We start from the raw sequence: 23,516 nt of genomic DNA on the forward strand, positions 1-23,516 counted from the left end.
TCAAGAACAATCATCGTGATATCAATGTGTTATATTTTATCACGAATTAACGGTGACATAGCCCTCCCGAGTCATGGTCGGTATGGGGTTCCGGCCAAGCCGTTTTCACGAGATTTGGCCGGTGGGCTGTGCTCGCCAGTGCCCGATCCGGTTTCGACTCCAAGGCATATAACGCAATGCTAGGTAAGATTTTTCGATTCTCATCGGGCGCTGCTGCCGCCGGTCTGCTTCTGCTGGTCAGCGGCTGTGGTGTGAGCCTGAGTACCATGATGCCGGTTGGCCCGGTCGGGGAGACCGAGCGCAACATCACGATCTTCACGATCCTGTTGCTGTTGTTCGTGCTCATTCCGATCGTGGGGCTCACGCTCGGCATCGCTTGGCGCTATCGCAAGTCCAATACGGATTCGACGTACTCGCCGGACTGGGATCATTCCTGGTTGATCGAGTTCTTCGTCTGGGGGGGGCCGCTGGCGATTCTGATCATCCTGTCGGTGATGACCTGGATCTCGACCCATAACCTGGATCCGTACAAAGCCATCAAGTCCGATGCGAAGCCCGTCACCATCCAGGCGGTGGCCACCGACTGGAAGTGGTTGTTCATCTATCCGGATGAACACGTCGCCTCCGTCAACGAATTCGCGTTCCCGAAGAACGTGCCGCTGAACATCAAGCTGACGTCCAATTCGGTGATGAACGCGTTCATGATTCAGCGCATGGGCACGCAGATCTTCGCGATGTCGGGCATGCAGACCCAGCTGCATCTCATGTCGCACAAGACCGGTGATTTCGCCGGTGGCAATTACCAGTACAACGGTCATGGCTTTGCGAAGAACCGTTTCGTCGCGAAGGCGATGACCAAGCAGGGCTATCAGCAGTGGCTCGACAAGGTGCGTGCCCAGGGCAAGCCGCTGGACATGAGCCAGTTCAAGCAGTTCGCCAAGCCCAGCGTGGTCAAGCATCCGATCTACTTCGCACCGGTGTCCTCCGGGCTGTTTGCCGACGTGATCGGCCAGTTCCACGCACCGAAGGGGCCGGACATGAAGCCGGGCATGAAGGCCGAGCTCAAGCAGACGGCGGCGCACGAGTAGCGCGGCCGGCGGCTTTGGCGAGACCAGCGAGATAACACCATGGATATTTTTGGCAAGCTCACAATCCACGCGATCCCGTACGACAACGCGATCATCTTCAGCGCCGACATCCTCATGGCTGTGGTCGGGCTGTCGGTCATTGCGGCCATCACCTACTTCGGGCAGTGGAAGTATCTCTATAACGAGTGGCTGACCTCGGTCGACCACAAGAAGATCGGCGTGATGTACATCATCATCGCCTTCGTCTTCCTGTTACGCGGGTTTGTCGATGCGTTGATGATGCGGGCCCAGCAGGCCTTTGCCGGACCCGGCATGTCGGGCTATCTGCCGCCGGACCATTTCGCCGAGCTGTTCACCGGCCACGGCACCATGATGATTTTCTTCATGGGCATGCCTTTCCTGATCGGCTTGATGAATATCGCGGTGCCGACGCAGATTGGCGCACGTGACGTGGCGTTTCCGTATCTCAATGCCGTCAGTCTGTGGCTGACCGCTTCGGCCGGCATGCTGGTGATGGCATCGCTCGCCATCGGTCAGTTCTCCGAGGCGGGTTGGACCGGTTATGCCCCGTATTCGGGCATCAAGGCCAGCCCGGGTGTCGGCGTCGATTACTGGATCTGGGCGCTACAGATATCCGGTATCGGGACCACGATCACCGGCATCAACTTCTTCGTAACCATCATCAAAGAGCGGGCCCCGGGCATGACGTTCATGCGCATGCCGCTGTTCACCTGGACCACGCTCTGCACCAACATCCTGATGGTGCTGGCGTTCCCGGCACTGACCGTGGTGCTGGCGCTGCTCACGCTGGATCGTTACGTCGGTACGCACTTCTTTACGTCGGGCGGCGGCGGCAACCAGATGATGTACGTCAACATGTTCTGGGTGTGGGGTCATCCGGAGGTGTACATCCTCATCCTGCCGGCCTTCGGTGTGTTCTCCGAGGTGGTGGCCACGTATTCCAACAAGCGCATCTTCGGCTACACATCGCTGGTCTACGCGACCATGGTGATCGCCTTGCTGTCGTTCACGGTCTGGGTGCATCACTTCTTCACGATGGGCCAGGATCCGGTTCGTAACTCCATCTTCGCCATCGCGACCATGGTCATTGGCGTGCCGACCGGCGTGAAGATTTATGACTGGTTGTTCACGATGTTCCGCGGTCGGATCTCGTTCAACCTGCCGATGTTGTGGACGCTGGGCTTCATCATCACGTTCACCATCGGTGGCATGACCGGCGTGATGCTCGCCATCCCGGGCATCGACTTCAAGATGCACAACAGTCTGTTCCTGGTCGCGCATTTCCATAATGTGCTGATCCCGGGGATGCTGTTCGGTCTGTTCGCGGGTTACCACTACTGGTTCCCGAAGGCGTTCGGCTTCCGTCTGGACGAGAAGTGGGGCGCCCGTTCCTTCTGGGGCTGGCTCATCGGTTTCTATCTGGCCTTCATGCCGCTGTACGTGCTGGGCCTGATGGGCATGCCGCGTCGAATGGTCACCTACAACGACCCGGCCTGGCAGCCGTTCCTGATCGTCGCGGCTATCGGTGCGCTGTTCGTGCTGTTCGGCGTCATCAGCATGATTATTCAGCTCATCGTAAGCGTGCGCGATCGCGAGCAGCTGCGTGATACCACCGGCGATCCGTGGAACGGCCGGACCCTGGAATGGTCGACGTCATCGCCGCCGGCGGACTATAACTTCGCGGTCATTCCGACGGTCGAAGACCGTGACGCCTTCGCCTATATGAAGGAGCACGGTACGGCCTACAAGCGGCCCGAGAAGTACAACGACATTCACATGCCGAAGAACACCATCGCCGGGTTCGTGATTGGCGGGCTATCGTTCTTCCTCGGGTTTGCGCTGATCTGGCACATATGGTGGCTGGCGATCGCCTCCGGCCTCGGCATGCTGGCGACCGTGATCGCCCGCGGTTGCCAGGACGATGTCGAGTTCGTCATTCCGGCGGCCGAGGTCGAGCGCATCGAGAACGAGCGCTATCGCAGGCTGGAGGAGGCCGGCGTCGCCTAGTGCGACGCCGCGTCCCCGGTCCTTTCAGGTTTCCGTGAGCGATTTGGAATAACTATGACGAGTCATGCCGCCAGCGGTAACGACGTTCATGCGGCATCCAACCCGAACACCTTGGTGAACTTCGGGTTCTGGGTGTACCTCATGAGCGACGTGATCATCTTTTCGATGCTGTTCACGATGTTCGTGACCGTGTCCACGCATTACAACGGCGGGCCCTCGGGCCGCGACCTATTCGAGCTGCGCGATGTTTTCTTCGAGACGATGGCGCTGCTGTTCTCCAGTATCACCTTCGGTATGGCGATGCTGTCCATGCATGCCCGGCGCAAGTCGCAGGTGCTGCTCTGGTTGCTCATCACCTTCGTCTTCGGCGCCCTGTTCGTTGGGCTCGAGGTGCATGAGTTCCTGGGTTTGGTCCATGAAGGGGCCGGCCCGTGGACCAGCGCGTTCTTATCCGCGTTCTTCACTCTGGTAGGCACCCACGGTACTCACGTGACCTTCGGTCTGATCTGGATCGCGGTGATGATCGGCCAAGTGGCCGTGAAGGGCGTGACCGCGCCGGTGGCCTCGCGCCTGATGCGCCTTGCGCTGTTCTGGCACTTTCTGGACATCGTGTGGATCGCGGTGTTCTCGACGGTCTATCTTTCGGGAGTCATGTAATGAGCACGTCCAGTCATGACGCACGTCTTGGGGGGCTGAACCTCAAGACCTATCTCACCGGCTTCGTTCTGGCCCTCATCCTTACCGCCATTCCGTTCGGCGCAGTGGCGTTCGGCTGGTTCTCCTCTGGCCTGACGTTGATCCTGGTCGCGGTGGCCGCGGTGGTCCAGATCCTGGTGCATCTGTTCTGTTTCCTGCATCTGGATTTCTCGGAAGAGAACGCCTGGAACACCGGTTCTGGCGCATTCTGCGTGCTGATTCTGGCGATCCTCGTTGGCGGCACCCTGTGGCTGATGTATAGCCTCGAAATGCGTACGATGATCGCGGGCGGATAAGCGGCCAGGCCGGAAGGGCGCGCCAGCGCGCCGCCGGCCTCGATCTAACGACCCAAAAAAAGGCGACTCCCTCGGGAGTCGCCTTTTTTTGTCGGCCGGATTCGGCCGGGGCGGCGCCATGACGCCCGTTGGGCGCCATTGCTTAGTCGATATCACGCAGGGCGGGATACAGCCGGGTGAAACGCTGGTAACGCGGTGCATACTCGGCAACCAGCTCGGCATCCGGCGCTTCGAAGGTTTCCGGTGCCGACACCATGGCTGCGACGGCCGCATCCACATCAGCATGCACGCCCGCGCCCACGGCGGCCAGTACGGTAGCGCCGTAAGCCGGGCCTTCCTGGTCTTCCTGCACGGCAACGGGCTTGTTCAACACGGCGGCCAGAATACGGCGCCAGACGTCGCTGTGTGCGCCGCCGCCGCCCAGAATGAGCTTGTCCGGCGTCACGCCCTGAGCTTCGATACGAACCAGCGAGTCGCGCAGAGAAAACGCTACGCCCTCGAGAATGGCGCGCACCATGTGTCGGCGATCGTGCGACAGGGTCAGACCGATCCAGGCGCCGCGCGCGTTCGGATCCATATGCGGCGTGCGTTCGCCGGCGAGATAGGGCAGGAAATACAGATCGTCCGCCCCGGGCGCCACCGTATCCGCTTCGGCCGCGAGCAGTTCGTGCAGATTACGGCCCAGCCGTTGGGCCACCGCCGCTTCATCGCTGGCGATACGGTCGGCGAACCACTGCAGGCTGCCGCCCGAAGCCAGCGATACGCCCATCAGATGATAGGCGCCGGGCACGGCGTGGCAGAAGCAGTGCAGCTCGCCGCTGGTGTCCGGCGTGGCGGATTCGCTGTGCGCGAAGACCACGCCCGACGTGCCCACCGAAACGAAGGCGACGCCGGTTTTCACGATGCCGCCGCCGACGGCGGCCGCGGCGTTGTCGCCTGCACCGGCGACGATCGGCGTGCCGGCCACGAGGCCGGTCGTGCGCGCGCCGGTGTCCGAAACTTCGGCGGTGACCTCCGGGCTCTCGAAGACCTGGGGCAGCCATTCGCGCGGAATATCGAGCGCGGCCAGCACTTCGTCGGACCAGTCGCGCGCGGCGAGATCCAGCAGCAGCGTGCCGGCGGCATCCGAGACGTCGGTCGCGAACGCGCCGGACAGCCGGTAGCGGATGTAGTCCTTGGGCAGCAAGACATGCGCAAGGCGCGCGTAGTTGTCCGGCTCGTTGTCGCGCAGCCACAGAATCTTCGGCGCCTGGAAACCGGTCAGCGCCGGATTGCCGGTGATGCGGCGCAGCTTCTCGCTGCCGACGTCGCGTTCGATGGTTTCGCAGGCCGCGCCCGTGCGCTGGTCGTTCCAGAGAATGGCGGGGCGGATGACTTCACCCGCGGCGTCCAGAAAGACGGCACCGTGCATCTGGCCGGTGAGACCGATCGCCTCGATCGGCGTGTCGGCCGCCGCCACGAGAGTCTGCAGGACGCTCTCGGCCGCGCTCCACCAGGCCTCCGGATCCTGCTCGGTCCAGCCGGGTCGCGGCACGAGCAGCGGGTAGTCGCCCGACGCCCGGGCGATGACCCGGCCGGCATCATCGACCAGTACGCCCTTGGCGCTGCTGGTGCCGATATCCAGGCCAATGAAAAGTTTGCGCGCGTCGCCGACCATTGGGGCATTCTCCTCGTGCACGGGTTTGCGTTACCTTGCCATGTTTGGCACGGGCGATGATGGCGTTATCCTGAAAGCCCGAGCCCAAACCGGGTATTCTGGCCGAAACCATACACTAGGCGCACGTGTCCCGTGCGCCGCTCGGCTTGAGAAATCAGTAAAGGATCCACCATGAAATTCTTCGTCGATACCGCCAACGTGGACGAAATCCGCGAACTTGCCGACATGGGCATGCTCGATGGCGTGACCACCAACCCCAGCCTGATCAACAAGGCGGGCAAGGACTTCATCGAGACCATCACCGAGATCTGCAAGATCGTCGACGGTCCGGTGAGCGCGGAAGTGGCCGCGACCGACTACGAGACGATGATGAAGGAAGGCGAGAAGCTCGCCACGATCGCGGACAACGTCTGCGTGAAGGTGCCGCTGACCCCGGCCGGCCTGAAGGTCGGCAAGAACCTGGTCGACAATGGTCAGGAAATCAACGTCACGCTGTGCTTTTCGGCCGCGCAGGCGCTGCTGGCCGCCAAGATCGGCGCGACCTATGTCTCGCCCTTCATCGGCCGTTTGGACGACATCGGTCAGGAAGGCATGCAGCTGATTCGTGACATCAACACGATCTACAGCAGCTACGACCGCATCAACACCCAGGTGCTGGCCGCGTCCGTGCGCGGTGCGCAACACGTGGTGCAGGCGGCGCTGGCCGGCGCCGACGTGGTGACCGTGCCGCCGGCCGTGCTGCATCAGATGTTCAAGCACCCGCTGACCGACAACGGTCTCGAGAAGTTCGTCTCCGACTGGAAGGCGACCGGGCAGTCGATCCTGTAGCGATCCGCCCGTCTCGATGATGACGGCCCGCGAGCCCGGCTGCGCGGGCCGTTCTCGTTCCGGCCGTTTCCGTCATTCACTCCATCGCATTCGCATATGACCGATATCGTGACCTTCGGCGAAGTCCTCGCCGAATTCATGGCCACCCGGATCAACCAGCGCCTCGGCGAAGCCGGGCAGTTCGCGGGGCCTTACCCGGGCGGCGCGCCGGCCATTTTCATCGACCAGGCCGCCAAACTCGGCTCGACGGCAGCGCTGGTGAGTGCGGTGGGGGATGACGACTTCGGGCGCATGCTCGTCGAGCGTCTGAAGGCCGATGGCGTGGATACCTCGTCCATCGCCACCCTGGCAGACGAGACCACCGCGAGTGCCTTCGTGACCTATTACGACGATGGCTCGCGGGATTTCATCTTCAATATAGCCAACGGCGCCTGTGCGAGGATCGCCGAGGCCCAGTTCGGGCCAGTGCTCGAAGGCTGCAAGCTGTTTCATGTCGCCGGCACGGCATTGTTTTCGGAGCACATGATCGAGCTCGCGCGCGTCGCCATCGGGCGCGTGAAGGCCGGCGGCGGCCGGATTTCCTTCGACCCGAACGTGCGCAAGGAAATGCTCGACCGGCCGGGCGTGCGCGAAGCGCTGACCGGCCTGCTGTCGTCGACCGATATCCTGTTGCCGAGCGACGACGAGTTGAATGTGCTCGTCGAACGCGAGGCCGAGAGTGAGGCCGTGGCGCGTGCCTTCGAGCTCGGTGTCAGCGAGATCGTGCTCAAGCGCGGCGGCGACGGTTGTCGTTACTACGACGGCAGCGGTATGCGCGAGCTGCCAGGCTTCGAGGTCGAGGAAGTCGACCCCACCGGTGCTGGCGATTCCTTCGGCGCAACGTTCTGCACGCTGCGCAGTCAAGGCATGGCGGCTGCCGATGCGCTGGTCTACGCCAACGCGGCCGGCGCGAGCGCCGTATCCCGACAGGGCGCCATGGAAGGCACCTCGACACGCGAGCAGCTCGACGCCTTTATTGCTTCGCACTCCTGACACCTTCGTGCCGGGAGTCTGACTCTCGCCCCCACCGGCCCGACCGACGCCGCGTGGTCTCGAACGAGATCACGCGACGCGCGTTCGCCCCCACGGCCGGGTGCTTGCTCCGCGTATACGATTAAAGGCGAATTGCGCCCGGGGCGAATTAATTTTCATCATAAGAACAATATTGCAGGCGCCGGCGGTTCGGCACCTGTAGGAGGGCACCCTTGGGGGCCCGCTCGTCTACCGATAGACAACGAGGAGATGCTCCGTCATGAGAATAAAGTTTCTGGTTGCCGGCCTGATGCTGGGCGCCGGTGGTATGACCGCGGCCCAGGCTGCGACCCAGATCACGATCGCCACCGTGAACAATCCCGACATGCAGACGATGGAGAAGCTGGCGCCGGCGTTCGAGAAATCGCATCCGGATATCAAGGTCAACTTCGTCACCCTGCCGGAAAACGAAGTGCGTCAGAAGATGACTACCGACATCGCCACCAACGCCGGTCAGTACGACGCGTTGATGATCAGCAACTATGAGGTGCCGATCTGGGCCAAGAACGGCTGGCTTGTGCCGTTCGATAACGTGCCGGCGTCGTACGACGAAAGCGACATGATCCCGACCGTCAAGAAGGCGCTCTCGGCCAATGGCAAGCTCTACGCCATGCCGTTCTACGCCGAGTCCTCGATGACCTATTATCGCAAGGACCTGTTCAAAAAAGCCGGCCTGACCATGCCGGAGCACCCGAAGTGGTCGCAGATTCAGCAGTTCGCCAAGAAGTTGAATGACCCCAAGAACAATACCTACGGTATCTGCCTGCGCGGCCTGCCGGGCTGGGGTGAGAACATGGCGTTGTTCTCCACCATGGTGAATTCCTACGGCGGTCGCTGGTTCGACATGAACTGGAAGCCGCAGCTGACCTCGTCGGCCTGGAAGAAAGCGGCGACCGAATACAAGAACCTGGTCACCAAGTACGGCCCGCCCGGCGTGACGTCGAACGGTTTCACGGAGTCCGAGACGCTGTTCGCCAACGGCCAGTGTGCGATGTGGGTCGATTCCACCGTCGCTGCGGGTTATCTGTCCGATCCGGCCAACTCGAAGGTCGCCAAGGATGTCGGTTTTGCCCAGTCGCCGTATGCGACCACCAAGAAGGGCAGCCATTGGCTGTATAGCTGGGCGCTGGCCGTGCCGAAGTCGTCGAACCACAAGGAGGCCGCCAAGACCTTCATCGAGTGGGCGACTTCGAAGAAGTACATCGATCTCGTAGGCCAGAAGAAGGGCTGGGTCTCGGTGCCGCCGGGTACGCGCAAGTCCACCTATGAGAACGCCGAGTACAAGAAGGTCGCGCCGTTCGCGTCGCTGGTGCTCAATGCTATCCAGACGGCCGATCCGAAAGATCCGTCGGCCAAGCCGGTGCCTTATACGGGTATCCAGTTCGTCGACATCCCGCCGTTCCAGGCGATTGGTACCCGCGTCGGTCAGATCCTGGCCGGTATCGTGGCGGGGCAGACCAGCGTGGACCAGGGGCTGTCGCAGGCCAATTCGGTCACCAAGCGCATGATGCAGCAAGCCGGCTACCCCAAGAAGTAAGTCGGGCGCTGTAGAGGCCGGGCGGATCGAATGATCCGTCCGGCTCCTGTCGTTCGAAAGGCTCATCCCGATGAGGACGTTTGATCCGTGGCATCCATGACAACCCGAAGCCCAGCCGCAGACGCCGCCAAGCGCGAAAAAGCCAAGCGCGCGCCTGCGAAGTGGTTGCTCGCCCCGGCCGTGATCTTCCTGCTGGTCTGGATGATCGTGCCGCTGGGCATGACGCTGTACTACTCGTTCCGCAACTACAACCTGATGATGCCCACGATGACCGGCTGGGCGGGCATCACCAATTACAGCATCCTGTTCACCGATCCCACGTTCTGGAGCGCCCTCAAGGTGACGCTACTGATCGTGCTGTGTTCGCTGATCATCACGGTGGGCTTCGGCCTCGCCTTCGCATTGCTGTTTCATCGAAATTTCTTCGGTCGCGGCGTGGCACGCACGCTGGCCGTGGCCCCGTTCTTCGTCATGCCGGTGGTAACCGGCCTGATCTGGAAGAACATGCTGTTTCACCCAGCCTTCGGCCTGTTGGCCTGGCTGTTCCGGTTGTTCGGCGCCACGCCGATCGACTGGCTGGCGCACTTCCCGCTGACCTCGATCATCATCATGATCAGCTGGGAGTGGACGCCCTTTGCCATGCTGGTGTTGCTGACCGGCCTGCAATCGCTGCCCGAAGACCAACTCGAGGCCGTGCGGCTCGACGGCGCCAACAAATGGCATGAATTCCGGCACATTGTGGTGCCGCATCTGGGGCAGGTGCTCTATGTCGTGGTCATGTTGGAATCGATCTTCTTTCTGACCTCCTTCGCCGAAATCTATACCACCACCAGCGGCGGGCCCGGCACGGCGACCACTAATCTGCCGTACTACATCTTCCAGGGCACGTTCGCCCAGTACGACATCGGCACATCGTCGGCGGCGGCCATAGGCGCGGTGATCCTCGCCAATATCTTCGCCATATTCCTGATCCGGTTCGTGGCCGGCAATCTCAACGCGGGAGAGAACCGATGAGTACTGCAACACGCAAGACTTCGTTCGGCGGTATCGCGCTGGGTATTCTGGGTTGGATCGTTGCGCTGCTGATGTTCTTTCCCATCGCGTGGTTGTTGCTGACGTCTTTCAAGACCGAGGCCGAGGCGTTCACCATCACGCCGCACCTGTTTTTCACGCCGACGTTGCAGAGTTTCGAAACGGCCTTGTCGCAGGGCGGTGGCTATTGGCACTACGCCTGGAATTCAGCGGTCACCTCGGTGGTCTCAACCCTGTTCGGGCTAGTGCTGACGGTCCCGGCGGCGTATGCCATGGCGTTCTACCCGTCCAAGCGAACCGATTTCACGCTGGTGTGGATGGTCTCGACCAAGTTCATCCCGGCGGTCGGCGTGCTAATCCCGATCTTTCTGGTCTACAAGAACCTCGACCTGCTGGATAACGTCTGGGGCCTGATCGCCCTGTATACGGCGATGAACCTGCCGATCATGGTGTGGATGGTCTATTCGTATTTCCGGGATATTCCCAAGGACCTTGTCGAAGCCGCGGACATCGACGGCGCGAGCATGATGCAGACCATGACGCGGGTGATCCTGCCCCTGGCGATGCCGGGGCTGGCTTCGACCTGCCTGCTGGCGTTGATCCTGGCGTGGAACGAGTCGTTCTGGTCGATCACGATGACCAACCACTCGGCCGCGACACTGGCCGTATTCATCGCCTCGTTCAAATCGGCCGAGGGCCTGTTTTGGGCCAAGATGTCGGCCGCGTCGGTGCTGTCGATCGCCCCGATCGTCGTGCTCGGCTGGTTCGCCCAGCGGCAGATGGTTCGAGGCCTGACCTTCGGCGCAGTGAAGTGATCCAGCACGGGTCGCCTGACTCAGGCGATCCGCTCACCAACACGAATACAAGCAAGACACCAAGAGTTATCTGCAGATCGACGTGGAACCGCGCCGATCGAATACAGACCCGAAAACGTTCATCCGCATATTGCACAGATTCAGCAGATTTGAAGACAGAGGTTGGGCGGTATCGATTCGGTGCCTCCGTTCGAGCCGACGCCAGCCGCGATGCCTCCGGTTCTGCAGCGCCTACCGCGCTTAATCTGCGTATATCTGTGAAATCTGTGGATAAAACGTCGGTATTCATTCGTCGGTCGACGCCGATCCGCGGATAGACAGAGTTTTCAGAGGACAGACCCATGGCAGTCGTAGAACTCAGCAAAGTCGGCAAGCAATACCCGGGCTCGGACGACCTGGCGGTCAAGGACTTCAACCTCGTGACCGAAGACGGCGAATTCGTCGTCCTGGTCGGCCCGTCGGGCTGTGGCAAGACCACCACCATGCGCATGATCGCCGGCCTGGAAGAACACACCCAGGGCGCGATCAAGATCGGCGGGCGCGACGTCACCGGGGTGGCCCCCAAGGATCGCGACATCGCCATGGTTTTCCAGAGCTATGCCCTGTACCCGCACATGACCGTGCGCGACAACATGGCCTTCTCGCTCAAGCTCAAGAAATACGACAAGGCCGACATCAAGAAACGCGTCGATGAAGCGGCCGAAGTGCTCGGCATCACCGCCTTGCTGGAGCGCAAGCCAAGAGCCCTGTCCGGCGGTCAGCGCCAGCGTGTCGCGCTCGGTCGGGCCATCGTGCGTCAGCCGCAGGTCTTTCTCATGGACGAACCGCTGTCCAACCTCGACGCCAAACTGCGCGTCGACATGCGGGCCGAGATCGTCAAACTGCATCGCAAGCTGGGCGTCACCACCTTCTACGTCACCCACGACCAGACCGAAGCCATGACCATGGGCCAGCGGATCGCGGTGATGAAGGACGGCATCGTCCAGCAGATCGACAGCCCCAACAATCTCTACCAGCGCCCGTCGAACGTGTTCGTGGCCGGTTTCATCGGCACGCCGTCGATGAATTTCCTGGATGCCGATATCGACGGCGAGCGGGCGACCGGCACCAGCTTCGAGCTGGCGTTGGACGAAGCTCATCGTCAGGCCGCCGGCGATCGTTCGCGTATCCGGATCGGCATTCGGCCTGAGCATCTGCATCTGGCCAGCGCCGACGACTCGCGTTGTCGTCTGTCCGGGGCAGTGGAAGTGGTCGAGCCCCTCGGGTCGCTCACCATGATTCAGGTCAAGGTCGGTGAGACTACGCTCACCGCTCAGATCGAACCACACCAGCAGGTTGCCATGGGCGACGACGTCACCCTGACGTGCGCGCCCGACAAGCTGTATCTGTTCGATCCGGAATCCGAGGCCGCGCTGATCGGTATCGATTCCGGCGTCGCCGACAGCCCCAAACACTGAATTCGAATGATCCGCGCAGGCCGGGGCGCCCGAGCGGCGGCCCGGCATCGAGAGAGACTGTCATGCCTGCACTGAACAATACTTCGCTCGCCGAAATCGACGGCGCCGTTCCCACGCCGAGCTACGATCGCAGCCGGGTCGCGACCGGCATCGTGCATTTCGGGGTGGGCGGGTTCCATCGCGCGCATCAGGCGATGTATCTCGATGCGCTCATGAACGACGGCAAGGCCCTGGAGTGGGGTATTTGCGGCGTCGGCGTGATGCCGTCGGACAAGCGTATGGCCGAGGTCATGGCCGATCAGGACGGCCTGTATACGCTGGTATTGAAACACGCCGACGGCACCTACGAACCGCGTGTGATCGGCTCCATCGTCGACTACAAGTTCGCGCCGGACGATCCGGAGGACGTGATCGAGACCATGGCGGCCGAAACCACGCGCATTGTGTCGTTGACGGTGACCGAGGGCGGCTACAACTTTCACCACGTCACCGGCGAATTCAATTTCGACAACCCGGACGTCCAGCATGACCTGGCCGACGGCGCGACGCCGAAGACGACCTTCGGTCTGGTGACCGAAGCCTTGCGCCGACGTCGGGAGCGGGGCACTACGCCGTTCACGCTGATGTCCTGCGACAACATCCAGGGCAATGGCGACGTGGCGCGCAAGATGTTCACGGCCTACGCCAAAGCCAAGGATGCCGAGCTCGGCGCCTGGATCGACGACAACGTGCAGTTCCCGAACTCGATGGTCGATCGCATCACCCCGGTGACGACCGACGCCGATCGGGCCGAAGTACGGGATCGTTTCGGTATCGACGATGCCTGGCCCGTGGTCTGCGAGCCGTTCACGCAGTGGGTGCTGGAAGACCACTTCAACCTCGGGCGGCCGCCCTATGAAGACGTGGGCGTACAGATCGTCGACGACGTCATGCCCTACGAACTGATGAAGCTGCGCCTGCTGAATGCCAGCCATCAGGCGCTGACGTATTTCGGTTATCTGGCCGGCTATCGCTATGCCCATGAAGTCTGCCAGGACCAGCTGTTCGCCGATTTCCTGATGGACTACATGACCCACGAGGGGCAGCCGACGCTGCGTCCCGTACCGGGCGTGGATCTCGAGGACTACAAGCGCACGCTGATCGAGCGTTTCTCCAACCCCGAGATTCGCGACACGCTGGCCCGGCTGTGTGCCGAGTCGTCGGATCGCATCCCGAAATGGCTGCTGCCGGTGATTCGCGAACAGCTCGCGGCGGGCGGCGAGATCCAGCGTTCGGCCGCCGTGGTAGCCAGCTGGGCACGCTATGCCGAGGGCACCGACGAGGCTGGCGAGCCGATCGAGATCGTCGATCGGCTGGCCGACGAACTCAAGGCCATCGCGCAGCACAACCGCGACAACCCGACCGCCTTCATCGAGAACCGCGAGCTCTTCGGCGATCTGGTCGACGACGAACGCTTCGTCACCGCCTATACCGAAACCTTGGCGCTACTTCACGAGCGCGGTGCGCGTGCAGCGCTCGAAGCCCTGAAGTAAGCGCGTTCTGCTGCCGGGAGCGATAAGACGCCGGTCGTCAAAGAGGACGGCCGGTGTCTTGTCGCGCTGGCGATACGCGATCATCCCGCGCTCCGTTTGCAAATGAGAACGATTATCATTACATTTCTGCCTCGAATTTGATGGGCGTCGGCGCTTTGCCGAAACATGCCCAGCCGTCGGCTTGTTTGGCCGACATGACGAGGACAGGGAATGAAGGCAGCACGGGGCAGGGTCGCGACGTCTGTTGGACGTTTGCAACGAGTCGGGACGGTCTTCGGGGTCTGTGTAGGGGTGGCCTCGCTGCCGGCCTGGGCCGCGTCGTCGAGCACGGATACCGGCCATCGCGCGGACGCGCCCGCGCCGGCGGCACCCGCGGCGCCGGCCGATGCCGCGGCGCCTGCACCGAGCGAACCGACGACGCAGTTCGGCACGGTCCATGTCCAAGGTCAGGTCACCGGGGGTGATCGCGTGCCGCCTGCGTATGCCGGCGGCCAGATTGCCACGGGCGGTCGTATCGGCGTGCTGGGGGAGAAGAATGCCGCCAACGTGCCGTTTTCGGTGGTCAGTTTTACCTCGCAGCTCATCAACAACCAACAGGACGGCACGCTCGCCGGCGTGCTGGAGAACGATGCCGCCGTGCAGAGCTCGAACGGCTACGGCAACTTCGCTCAGACGTTCCAGATTCGCGGTTTCAACTTCGACGGCGACGATGTGTCGTTCGGCGGCCTGTACGGCGTGCTGCCGCGTCAGATCGTGCAGACGAACTACGTCAACCGGGTCGAGCTGTTCAAGGGCGCCAATGCTTTCGCCAAAGGCGTCGGACCCGGTGGCTCGGGTGTCGGCGGCGCGGTCAATCTCGAGCCCAAACGGGCCACGGATAAGCCGATAACGCGTCTGCGCCTGGGTTATGCCTCCGATTCGCAGTTCGAGCAGTCGCTGGACGTCGGGCGCCGATACGGCCGCAACGACCAGTACGGCGCGCGGCTCAACGTCCAGCACGAGAGCGGCGACACGGCCATCAACAAGGAAAACGCCAACGATACCTCCGCGGCCATCGCGCTGGATTATCGGGGCGGGCGCGGTCATGTCGCGCTCGATTTCGGCTATCAGCGCCAGCACATCGACCACGGTCGTTCGACCGTACGGGTCGGCGACGCCACGACGATACCCGCCGCGCCGGACGCCGAGACCAACTACTGGCCCGAGTTCGCCAATACCGAATTGAAATCCGAGTTCGGCATGCTCAGCGGCGCGTTCGATATCACCGACGACTGGACGGCCTACGCAGCGTTCGGCGGCAATCACAGCCACGAATCCGGAGACTATGGCCAACCGGTCCTCAGCAGTCCCGACAGCACGGGCTATCAGGTCGGTGATGCCACGGTGTCGCGCCTGACGGTCGTGCGGGCAACGCAGACTTATACCGGCCAGGCCGGTTTCCGCGGCCATTTCGATACCGGCCCGATCAGCCACGACGTGAATCTCGGGTATTCGGGCTATTACCAGCGGGCCGACAGTGCCTACAACTACTCCGGCAGCGTCGATACCAATCTCTACCAGCCGGCAACCATCGACAGTCTGCCCACCATTGGCAGCGCGGGCGATCTGAACGATCCGAACGTGGTGAGCCGCACCCACGCCAACGGCTGGGCCCTGTCGGACACGGCCGGTCTTTTCGACGATCGGCTGTTGGTCACGGTCGGTGCGCGGTATCAGAGCCTGTCGATCCGGAACTACGACTACAACAATGCCGATCAGGCCAGCGGCAAGCCGATCATCGGGCATCGTGTGTCGCCGGTCTACGGCGTGGTCTACAAGCCGACCTCCTGGCTGTCGTTGTATGCCAACCATATCGAGGCCCTGCAGCCGGGCGATACCGCGCCGGCGACAGCTCAGAATCCGGGGCAGACGCTGGGTATTCTGCATGCCAAGCAGGACGAAGTTGGCGCCAAGCTGGATTTCGGGCGCATCGGCGGCAGCCTCGCGCTCTATCAGATCAAAAAGCCCAACGCCTATCTCGACCCGAAGACCCAGCAATATGGTTATTTCGGCGAACAGCGTAACCGTGGCGTCGAACTCAATATCCACGGCCAGCCGACCCGGCGTCTCAAGCTACTGGCCAGCGCCACCTATGTGGACCCGAGGCTCACGCAGACCCCGGGTGATCAGTTCAACGGCAACGATGCAGTCGGGGTGCCGAATTATCGCGTGGCCCTGTCGGGTGACTGGCAGTTGCCGGGCGCGCCGCACTGGCACGCCAATGCCCGCGTGATTCGGACCGGGTCGCAGTACGCCGACCAGGCCAACGATCTCAAGGTGGATGCCTGGACGCGCGTGGATCTCGGTCTGCGCTACAACATGCCGTGGGGCAACGACGGCCGGTCGATCGTCTGGCGCGCGAACGTGGAGAACGTGGCGAACAGCAGTTACTGGTCGTCGGTGCGCCGCATCGCGAGTACGAACTATCTCACCCAGGGTGATCCGCGCACCTTCAAGTTGTCGGCGACCTTCAATTTCGACTGAGGATAGAGCGCAGGCGTTCATAAAAAAGCCGGCCTCGGGGCCGGCTTTTTTATGGCTCCGGTGCGGGCCCGAAGCCTGTGGGGCAGGCCTTGGATTCAGTCCGGCTCGCTCAGCACGAAATCCGAGGGCAGGCGCACGAGGGTGGCCCCCCAGGACAGTCCGACGCCGAACCCGACCAGCAGCACCAGCGCGCCCGGGCCGATCTGGCCGGACAGCACTGCGCGCTTGAGCGCGATCGGCACGCTGCAGGAGACGGTATTGCCGATGTCTTCCATGCAGACGACGAATTTCTCTTTCGGCAGTTTCAGGCGTTCCCGGATGCCTTCCAGCACCATGGCGCTGGCCTGATGCGGCACGACGGCATCGACGTCGTCGAGCGTGATGCCGGCTTTCGCACAGGTCTCGTGTATGGCTTTCGGCACTTCGCGCAGCGTGAACTCGACCACGGCGCGACCGTTCATGAAGATATTGTGGTCAGAACGCACGTTGCCGTGCCGGTCGGTATATTCCTCAACCGGATTGTGTGAAGCGCGACGGCGCATGCCGCTGGTCGGCACAATCAGGTCCTTGGCGCCGGATCCATCCGTGCCGTAGACGAACGGGCCGATCTTGGGATCGCCGTCGGCGGCTCGATCGCTGAGCAGTGTGGCGGCCGCCGCGTCGCCGAACAGGGCGCGTACGCTCTTGTCGCCCGGGTGCACGAACTTGCTGTAGGTATCGGCAGTGATCAGCAGCAGGCGCCTGGCCTGACCCGATTCGATCAGCGCCTTGGCCACGCCCAGCGCGTAGATATAGCCCGAACAGCCGAGATTGATGTCGAGGGCGCCGATATGCTTATTCAGCCCCAGCCGTTCCTGGACCAGGCACGCCGTCGTGGGTGCCAGATAATCCGGCGTCTGGGTGGTAAAGATCAGGTAATCGATCTCGTCGCGGGCGATACCGGTCTTGTCGAACAACCGCTCGGCGGCGATCACACCGAAATCCGAGGCGCATTCCTCCTCGCTGGCTACATGGCGAGCCCGGATGCCGGTTTTTTCGGCGATACGTTCCAGCGGCCAGTTGGGAAAACGCGCGGCGATCTCCTCGATCGATTCCGTGCGCGCCGGCAGCATATATTCGATGGCGTCAATGACAGCAGGCATCGGACCTCGCTTTACGCATGAACGGGTGGAGCGGTCGGTCGCAGGATCGGCCGCCGGCGCGAATCGGCGCGTCCAAACGGACGGTCCGATTCGTTAAAGTCGCACAATATCCGGGTCAACGCCTGTCACGTCAACGCCTGGACGGGCCAAGCCTATTCCGTTGGGTATCCGGCGGCACGCCAGTCTTCGAACCCTCCGCGCATCGCGCGCACGTTCGCGTAGCCGGCCGCCTCCAGGACTTCGGCGGCTCGCTGGGCACGGCCCCCGGCCTTGCAATACGTCACGATCGGCGTAGTGGGGTCGACATCGACGTCCGGATCGCTGGAGATACGCGTGACCGGATAGAACAGGGCCCCGGCCACATGGCCCGCCTCCCATTCATCGCGCTCGCGCACATCGATGAGAGCCGCGCCGTTCTCCTGCGCTTCACGGGCTTCGTGATGATCGATCATAAGACGGTCTCCAATACGTTCCGATGTCGCATTAGTGGTGCCACGATGCACCAGAATCAAGTCGTCCGACGGTCGCGACGTCATGGCACGGCCGGCCTACAACGGCAGCGCGCCGTGGGTTACGATCTGATTACGCAGGATTTATAAAAATACCAGCCCGCGCATTGACCCGAGGGCCGCGCATGACCGCTGCACGTCCGTCCGCCCCCGATCGCGATCACCGGCGCGTGCCACGCCCCGCGCTGGGTGTGCCGAGCCTCACGTTGTTGGCCGCGGCATTCATCATCGGCTTCGACAACGTCGCCTTCTGGCACCAACTGGCGTCGGTTTCCCGTGTCGGCACCACGGCGGGTCTGGGCTTTGCTTCAGCCACTGCGGTGTTTCTCGTCAGCGCCCTGGCGCTGATGATGTCGGTGTTCGCCTTTCGCTGGATCTACAAGCCGTTTCTGATCGGGCTGTTGATCGTGGCGGCCGTGGTCGGCTATTTCATGCAGACCTACGGCGTGGTCATCGACGACACGATGATTCGCAACACGCTGGATACGGACACCGGCGAAGCCGAAGGCCTGTTCAATTTCACCCTGGTCTGGCACATCGTGGTGTTCGGGTTGCTGCCGGCGGCGTTTGTGGCCTGGGTGCGCATCAAGCGCGCGGTATGGTGGCGCCAGGCGTTGATTCGCGTCCTGTTCGGCGTGGTGCTGGCAGCGATCGCGGTCGGGGCGCTGGCCTCGCATTACAAGGAATTCTCGTTGACCCTGCGCCAGCATCGCGAGCTGCGCATGTACATCAACCCGACTTATGCCATCTACTCGGCTGCGGAGCTTGCCCATGGCGAGGCCGATGTGGCTGATCACCCGCTGGTGACCATCGCCCCGCATGCGCATCGCACGGCTGCGGCCAGACGGATCAAGCGTCGCAAGATCGTGATCGTGGTCGTGGGCGAGACCACGCGCGCCACGGACTGGGGCATGGACGGCTATCACCGCCAGACCACGCCGGAGCTGGCGGCGCTGCCTAATCTGATCAATTTCCCCAACGCGCACTCCTGTGGCACGTCCACCGCCATATCCGTGCCCTGCATGTTCTCGGCCAAGTCGCGCGCCGATTTCAATGCCGATACCGCGGGCTATACGGAAAACCTGCTCGATGTGCTCAAGCGGGCCGGCATCACCGTGCGCTGGGAAGAAAACCAGGCCGGGGGCTGCAAGGGCGTATGTGACCGCGTGCCAACCCAGAACATGCGCAAGATGCGTATTCCGGGCGTCTGCGGCGATGGCCATTGTCTGGACAGTGTGTTCCTGCACGGGCTGGCCGATCGGATCAACGCCACCTCGGGCGATCTGCTGCTGGTGATGCACACCATGGGCAGCCACGGGCCGAGTTATTTCGAGCGTTATCCCAAGGCGTTCGAGAAATACAAGCCGATCTGTCACTCCAATCGCCCGCAGGACTGCTCGACCCAGACGCTTACCAACAGCTACGACAACACCGTGCGCTACGTCGACCACGTGCTGGCGTCACTGATCGGCGTGCTCAAGACCAAAGAATCCGACGCCGACACCGCGCTGATCTATATGTCCGACCACGGCGAATCGCTGGGCGAGGACGGCATCTACCTGCACGGCTTTCCCTACATGCTGGCACCGTCCCAGCAGACGCATATCCCGATGATTCTCTGGCTGTCGCCGGACTGGCGCCACGACAACCAGCTGTCGAACGCCTGTCTGAGCGGTCTCAAAAAGCAGCGCGTGGGGCAGGACAACCTGTTTTCGACCGTCATGGGCATGTTCGACGTGCGCGCCGACGTCTACCAGCCGAAGCTCGATCTGCTGGCGCCCTGCCGGGGGCAGGGCAGCGTCGCGTCGAACTAGAGTTTCAGGGCGTCGCGGGGCAAGCGTCGCCGGCGGCCGATGACGACAGCGAGGCCTGCATTGGCCGGTGGGGCGGCTAGCGTTCCGGACGCGTCAGGCGCGCTTTCAGGTCGCAGCCGCGACAGGCGCTGCAGCCCCCGGTATCGCAGCCGCTGGATTGGGCCTGGATGCCCGGCGTGATCCGTCGGGCTATGGCCTGGCGCCAATCGGCACTCGCCGGCGTCGGCGCGATCCGATAGGCCGCGATCATGCGAAGACGATGCGTGATCCGCGGTGCGAAGCGATGGGCGACGTGCACCAGGCAGGCGAGGCCCACCAGCGCCAGCAGGATCCCCTGGATGATATCGAACGCGCTCATCCGGCCCCCAGGGCGGCGGCGATCTGATAGGTCGCCAGCGACGCCAGATAAGCCAGCCCGAACAGATACACCAGCGCGATGATCACCACCCGCCACGAATTGGTCTCGCGGCGCATCACCGCCAGCGTGGAAATACACTGCGGCGCGAATACATACCAGGCCAGCAGCGACAGCGCCGTGCCCAGCGCCCATTGCTGACCGATCAAGGTGCCGAGCTGATGGCTGATACCGGCCGGATTACCTGACATCGAGTAGACCGTGCCCAGCGCCGAGACCGCGACTTCGCGAGCGGCCATGCCCGGCACCAGCGCCACGCAGATCTGCCAGTTGAAGCCGAGCGGCGCGAGCAAGTAATGCAGGTAGTGGCCAATGAAGCCGACCACGCTGTATTCGATCGCCGGGCCGGTGGCACCGGCCGGCGGCTGCGGAAAACTCGCCAGGAACCAGAGCAGCACCGTGACCGTGAAGATGATGCCGCCAACACGCTTGAGGAATATTCGAGCGCGCTGCCACAACCCCAGCGCGATATCGCGCGGGTTGGGCATGCGATACGCCGGCAGTTCCATCAGCAGGGCATGATCGGAACTGTCGCGGCGGACGTGTTTCATCACGAACGCCACGGCCATCGCGCCCACGATGCCGAAGATATACAGACCGAACAGCACGATGCCCTGCAGATTGAACAGATCGAGCACGGTGCGATGCGGAATGAAGGCGGCGATCAGCAGGGTGTAGACCGGCAATCGGGCCGAACAGGTCATCAGCGGCGCGACCAGGATGGTCGCCAGCCGATCGCGTGAATCGGCCATGCTGCGCGTGGCCATGATGCCGGGGATCGCGCAGGCGAAACTCGACAACAGGGGAATGAAGGCCCGGCCGGTGAGCCCGACCTTGAACATCAGCCGGTCGAGAAGAAACGCCGCGCGCGGCAGATAGCCTGATTCCTCGAGCATCAGAATGAACAGAAACAGGATCAGGATTTGCGGCAGGAACACCAGCACGCCGCCAACCCCGGCCACGATGCCATCGGTCACCAGGCTATGCAGGGCGGAATGCACCGGCAACAGGCTCGCCACCGTGCCCCCGACGAGGTTCACCCCGGCATCGATCGCGTCCATGAGGGGCACGGCCCAGGAGAATACCGCCTGGAATATCAGGAACATCAGAACGGCGAGGATCGCCGGGCCGGCCACTGGGTGCAGGGTCCATGCGTCGATGCGGTCTTCGAGCGTCGGGCCTGGATTCGTAAGGCGGACCGTGGCGTCCATGATCACGCGCGCGGCGGTATGAATATCGTCGTGATCGGCGCGCAGCGTCGGCGGCGCGGGTGGTGTGCCGTCGAGATGGGCGATCAGGGCGGCTGCGCCTTCGCGATGTACGGCCACGGTCTCGATCACCGGCACGCCCAACTCGGCGGCCAGCCGCGTGCTGTCGATCTCGACGCCGCGCCGGCGGGCCGCGTCCATCATGTTCAGAGCCACGATCATCGGCCGGCCGAGCCGCGCGACTTCCAGCACGAAACGCAGGTGCAGCCGCAGGTTGGTGGCATCGACCACGCATACGATCACATCAGGCGCGGCTTCACTGGCATGGGTGCCGGCGCAGATGGACGCGGTGATTGCTTCGTCCGGGCTGGCGGCGGCCAGGCTGTAGGCGCCCGGCAGATCGAGCACATCGAATTCGCGCCCCGCTACCGTGGTCATGCGCCCACTCTTGCGCTCGACCGTCACGCCGGCGTAGTTGGCCACCTTCTGGCGGCTGCCGGTGAGTCGATTGAACAGGGCTGTCTTGCCACAGTTCGGATTACCGACCATGGCGATGCGTGAAACCGCGGTGCTCATCAGAATTCCGGAATATCGGGTTCGACGGTAATACGGGCGGCCTCTACGCGCCGTAGCGCGAATCGAGTGCCACCGATGCGCACCAGCAGCGGATCGCCGCCGAACGGTGCACGGGCCACGATGCAGATGCGTTCGCCCGCGATGAATCCCAGGTCGCGCAGTCGCTGCGCGATCGGATCGCCCTCGCGTTCGTCCCGTATGGTGGCCACGCGTGCCGGGCGGTTCTTGGGGAGTTCGGTGAGCTGCACGGGCGGGTAGTCAATTGAGAACCATTTGCATCGGAGCCGATATCGTGCGCTTGAAGTACTGCCGATGCAACATATCGTCATTGATACTCATTCGTATTTAGCTTATTCTCGGCCCGGTCAAACGCGATGCGCGCGACCCGCGTAGTCGGAGAAATCGATGTTCGAAGTCAATGACTGCCGTTTCGAGGTGCAAGGGCGCTGTCTCCTGGAGGCATCGGATCTGCGTTTCGAGGAAGGCAAGGTCTATGGCCTGATCGGACACAACGGCTCCGGCAAGTCGACGCTGCTCAAGCTGCTGGCGCGTCAGCAATGCGCCAGCTGCGGCGAAATCTGTCTCAACGGTCGGGCCGTAGACCACTGGGGGCCCCGAGAGTTCGCACGCAACGTCGCGTATCTGCCGCAGCACCTGCCGAGCGCGGCCAGCCTCACGGTGCGTGAACTGGTCACCTTCGGCCGCTATCCCTGGCATGGGTTGCTCGGGCGCATGTCGAAGCAGGACAAGGCCCAGATCGACCGGGCGATGACGCTGACCGATACCACTGAATTCGCCGAGCGCATGGTCGATACGCTGTCGGGCGGTGAACGCCAGCGCGTGTGGCTGGCGATGCTGCTGGCTCAGGGGAGTCGTTTCCTGTTGCTCGACGAGCCGCTGTCGGCGCTCGATATCGCCCATCAGGTCGACACGTTGTCGCTGATTCGCAATCTGTGTCGCGACCTGGGGATCGGTGTGATCATCGTCCTGCACGATGTGAACATGGTCTCGCGCTATTGCGATCAGCTCGTGGCCCTGCGTGACGGGCGCCTGCTGGCGCAGGGCACGCCCGACGAACTCATGAACGACGCCACGCTCGAGGCCATCTATGGCATCCGCATGAACGTGATGCCTCATCCGACCGACCACCGCCCGATCGCCGTCGTACAGTGAGGCCCGGCCGTTTCGGCGTCGGGGCCCGGCGATGCGCCGGGCGGCGAGCTCTGCGGTGGTTTGCTGGGGCGCTTGGCATCATCCTGCTCGCCGCCGCGATCCCCGTACTGGCCGCCGAT

Annotated in this window: 20 protein-coding genes; 14 read left to right on the plus strand and 6 right to left on the minus strand. The window is 62.8% G+C overall.

Features of this window, described 5'->3' with window-relative positions:
- The first annotated feature begins 176 nt into the window (after positions 1 to 176).
- The 4 genes from cyoA to cyoD are packed head-to-tail and all read left to right on the plus strand — an operon-like array spanning position 177 to position 4,108.
- Positions 177 to 1,088: a ubiquinol oxidase subunit II gene (gene cyoA, locus C41B8_RS13955; protein WP_051883549.1), complete on the plus strand. Its 912-nt coding sequence runs from the start codon at positions 177 to 179 to the stop codon at positions 1,086 to 1,088.
- Between the two features lie 45 nt (positions 1,089 to 1,133).
- Positions 1,134 to 3,116, plus strand: a complete 1,983-nt coding sequence (gene cyoB, locus C41B8_RS13960) for a cytochrome o ubiquinol oxidase subunit I (protein WP_037339526.1) — start codon at positions 1,134 to 1,136, stop codon at positions 3,114 to 3,116.
- Positions 3,117 to 3,170: 54 nt separating this feature from the next.
- Positions 3,171 to 3,773 carry a cytochrome o ubiquinol oxidase subunit III gene (gene cyoC, locus C41B8_RS13965; RefSeq protein WP_037339445.1) on the plus strand — a complete coding sequence of 201 codons (603 nt, stop codon included), beginning with the start codon at positions 3,171 to 3,173 and terminating at the stop codon, positions 3,771 to 3,773.
- Complete coding sequence (gene cyoD / locus C41B8_RS13970) at positions 3,773 to 4,108, plus strand: cytochrome o ubiquinol oxidase subunit IV (RefSeq protein WP_037339447.1); 336 nt, start codon at positions 3,773 to 3,775, stop codon at positions 4,106 to 4,108. The genes cyoC and cyoD overlap by 1 nt, the downstream gene beginning before the upstream one ends.
- Before the next feature lie 142 nt (positions 4,109 to 4,250).
- Here the strand turns inward: cyoD and xylB are convergent, their stop codons facing one another.
- The gene (gene xylB, locus C41B8_RS13975; protein ID WP_037339450.1) at positions 4,251 to 5,765 is read right to left on the minus strand and encodes a xylulokinase; all 1,515 of its coding nucleotides are present in this window, start codon (positions 5,763 to 5,765) and stop codon (positions 4,251 to 4,253) included.
- A 171-nt stretch (positions 5,766 to 5,936) separates the two neighbouring features.
- Between xylB and fsa the strand changes: the two genes are divergently transcribed.
- From fsa to C41B8_RS14015, 8 genes are all read left to right on the plus strand, one after another.
- Complete coding sequence (gene fsa / locus C41B8_RS13980; RefSeq protein WP_037339452.1) at positions 5,937 to 6,593, plus strand: fructose-6-phosphate aldolase; 657 nt, start codon at positions 5,937 to 5,939, stop codon at positions 6,591 to 6,593.
- 96 nt (positions 6,594 to 6,689) lie between these two features.
- Entirely contained in the window at positions 6,690 to 7,625 is a 936-nt protein-coding gene (locus tag C41B8_RS13985) for a sugar kinase (protein ID WP_037339455.1), read from the plus strand.
- 259 nt (positions 7,626 to 7,884) lie between these two features.
- Positions 7,885 to 9,201, plus strand: coding sequence for an ABC transporter substrate-binding protein (locus tag C41B8_RS13990; RefSeq protein ID WP_037339458.1), 1,317 nt, complete (start codon positions 7,885 to 7,887; stop codon positions 9,199 to 9,201).
- A 96-nt stretch (positions 9,202 to 9,297) separates the two neighbouring features.
- On the plus strand, positions 9,298 to 10,215 hold the full coding sequence (locus C41B8_RS13995) for a carbohydrate ABC transporter permease (RefSeq protein ID WP_084189009.1): 918 nt from the start codon (positions 9,298 to 9,300) through the stop codon (positions 10,213 to 10,215).
- Complete coding sequence (locus tag C41B8_RS14000; protein ID WP_037339464.1) at positions 10,212 to 11,048, plus strand: carbohydrate ABC transporter permease; 837 nt, start codon at positions 10,212 to 10,214, stop codon at positions 11,046 to 11,048. The genes C41B8_RS13995 and C41B8_RS14000 overlap by 4 nt, the downstream gene beginning before the upstream one ends.
- 341 nt (positions 11,049 to 11,389) lie before the next feature.
- A complete protein-coding gene (locus tag C41B8_RS14005; RefSeq protein WP_037339466.1) occupies positions 11,390 to 12,505 on the plus strand; it encodes an ABC transporter ATP-binding protein in 1,116 nt (371 codons plus the stop codon).
- Between the two features lie 62 nt (positions 12,506 to 12,567).
- Positions 12,568 to 14,037 carry a mannitol dehydrogenase family protein gene (locus C41B8_RS14010; RefSeq protein WP_037339468.1) on the plus strand — a complete coding sequence of 490 codons (1,470 nt, stop codon included), beginning with the start codon at positions 12,568 to 12,570 and terminating at the stop codon, positions 14,035 to 14,037.
- A gap of 252 nt (positions 14,038 to 14,289) precedes the next feature.
- On the plus strand, positions 14,290 to 16,560 hold the full coding sequence (locus C41B8_RS14015; RefSeq protein ID WP_156962546.1) for a TonB-dependent receptor: 2,271 nt from the start codon (positions 14,290 to 14,292) through the stop codon (positions 16,558 to 16,560).
- Positions 16,561 to 16,655: 95 nt separating this feature from the next.
- Here C41B8_RS14015 and C41B8_RS14020 read toward each other — a convergent pair whose 3' ends face one another.
- On the minus strand, positions 16,656 to 17,702 hold the full coding sequence (locus C41B8_RS14020; RefSeq protein ID WP_037339473.1) for a 3-oxoacyl-ACP synthase III family protein: 1,047 nt from the start codon (positions 17,700 to 17,702) through the stop codon (positions 16,656 to 16,658).
- 152 nt (positions 17,703 to 17,854) lie between these two features.
- On the minus strand, positions 17,855 to 18,154 hold the full coding sequence (locus C41B8_RS14025; protein WP_051883551.1) for a rhodanese-like domain-containing protein: 300 nt from the start codon (positions 18,152 to 18,154) through the stop codon (positions 17,855 to 17,857).
- A 182-nt stretch (positions 18,155 to 18,336) separates the two neighbouring features.
- Between C41B8_RS14025 and C41B8_RS14030 the strand changes: the two genes are divergently transcribed.
- Positions 18,337 to 20,025 (plus strand): phosphoethanolamine transferase, encoded by a 1,689-nt coding sequence (locus C41B8_RS14030; protein ID WP_051883552.1) that lies wholly within the window; start codon positions 18,337 to 18,339, stop codon positions 20,023 to 20,025.
- A gap of 76 nt (positions 20,026 to 20,101) precedes the next feature.
- Here C41B8_RS14030 and C41B8_RS14035 read toward each other — a convergent pair whose 3' ends face one another.
- From C41B8_RS14035 to C41B8_RS14045, 3 genes are read right to left on the minus strand one after another with little or no spacing between them, the layout of a single operon-like run.
- Positions 20,102 to 20,383, minus strand: coding sequence for a DUF6587 family protein (locus C41B8_RS14035; RefSeq protein ID WP_051883553.1), 282 nt, complete (start codon positions 20,381 to 20,383; stop codon positions 20,102 to 20,104).
- Entirely contained in the window at positions 20,380 to 22,224 is a 1,845-nt protein-coding gene (gene feoB / locus C41B8_RS14040) for a ferrous iron transporter B (RefSeq protein WP_037339475.1), read from the minus strand. The genes C41B8_RS14035 and feoB overlap by 4 nt, the downstream gene beginning before the upstream one ends.
- Positions 22,224 to 22,472, minus strand: coding sequence for a FeoA family protein (locus C41B8_RS14045; protein WP_037339476.1), 249 nt, complete (start codon positions 22,470 to 22,472; stop codon positions 22,224 to 22,226). Before C41B8_RS14045 ends, feoB begins: the two co-directional genes overlap by 1 nt.
- 157 nt (positions 22,473 to 22,629) lie before the next feature.
- Between C41B8_RS14045 and C41B8_RS14050 the strand changes: the two genes are divergently transcribed.
- Complete coding sequence (locus C41B8_RS14050; protein WP_037339478.1) at positions 22,630 to 23,397, plus strand: ATP-binding cassette domain-containing protein; 768 nt, start codon at positions 22,630 to 22,632, stop codon at positions 23,395 to 23,397.
- Positions 23,398 to 23,516 lie beyond the last annotated feature (119 nt).

Source organism: Salinisphaera hydrothermalis C41B8 (assembly GCF_000732535.1).
GTDB classification, from domain to species: domain Bacteria; phylum Pseudomonadota; class Gammaproteobacteria; order Nevskiales; family Salinisphaeraceae; genus Salinisphaera; species Salinisphaera hydrothermalis.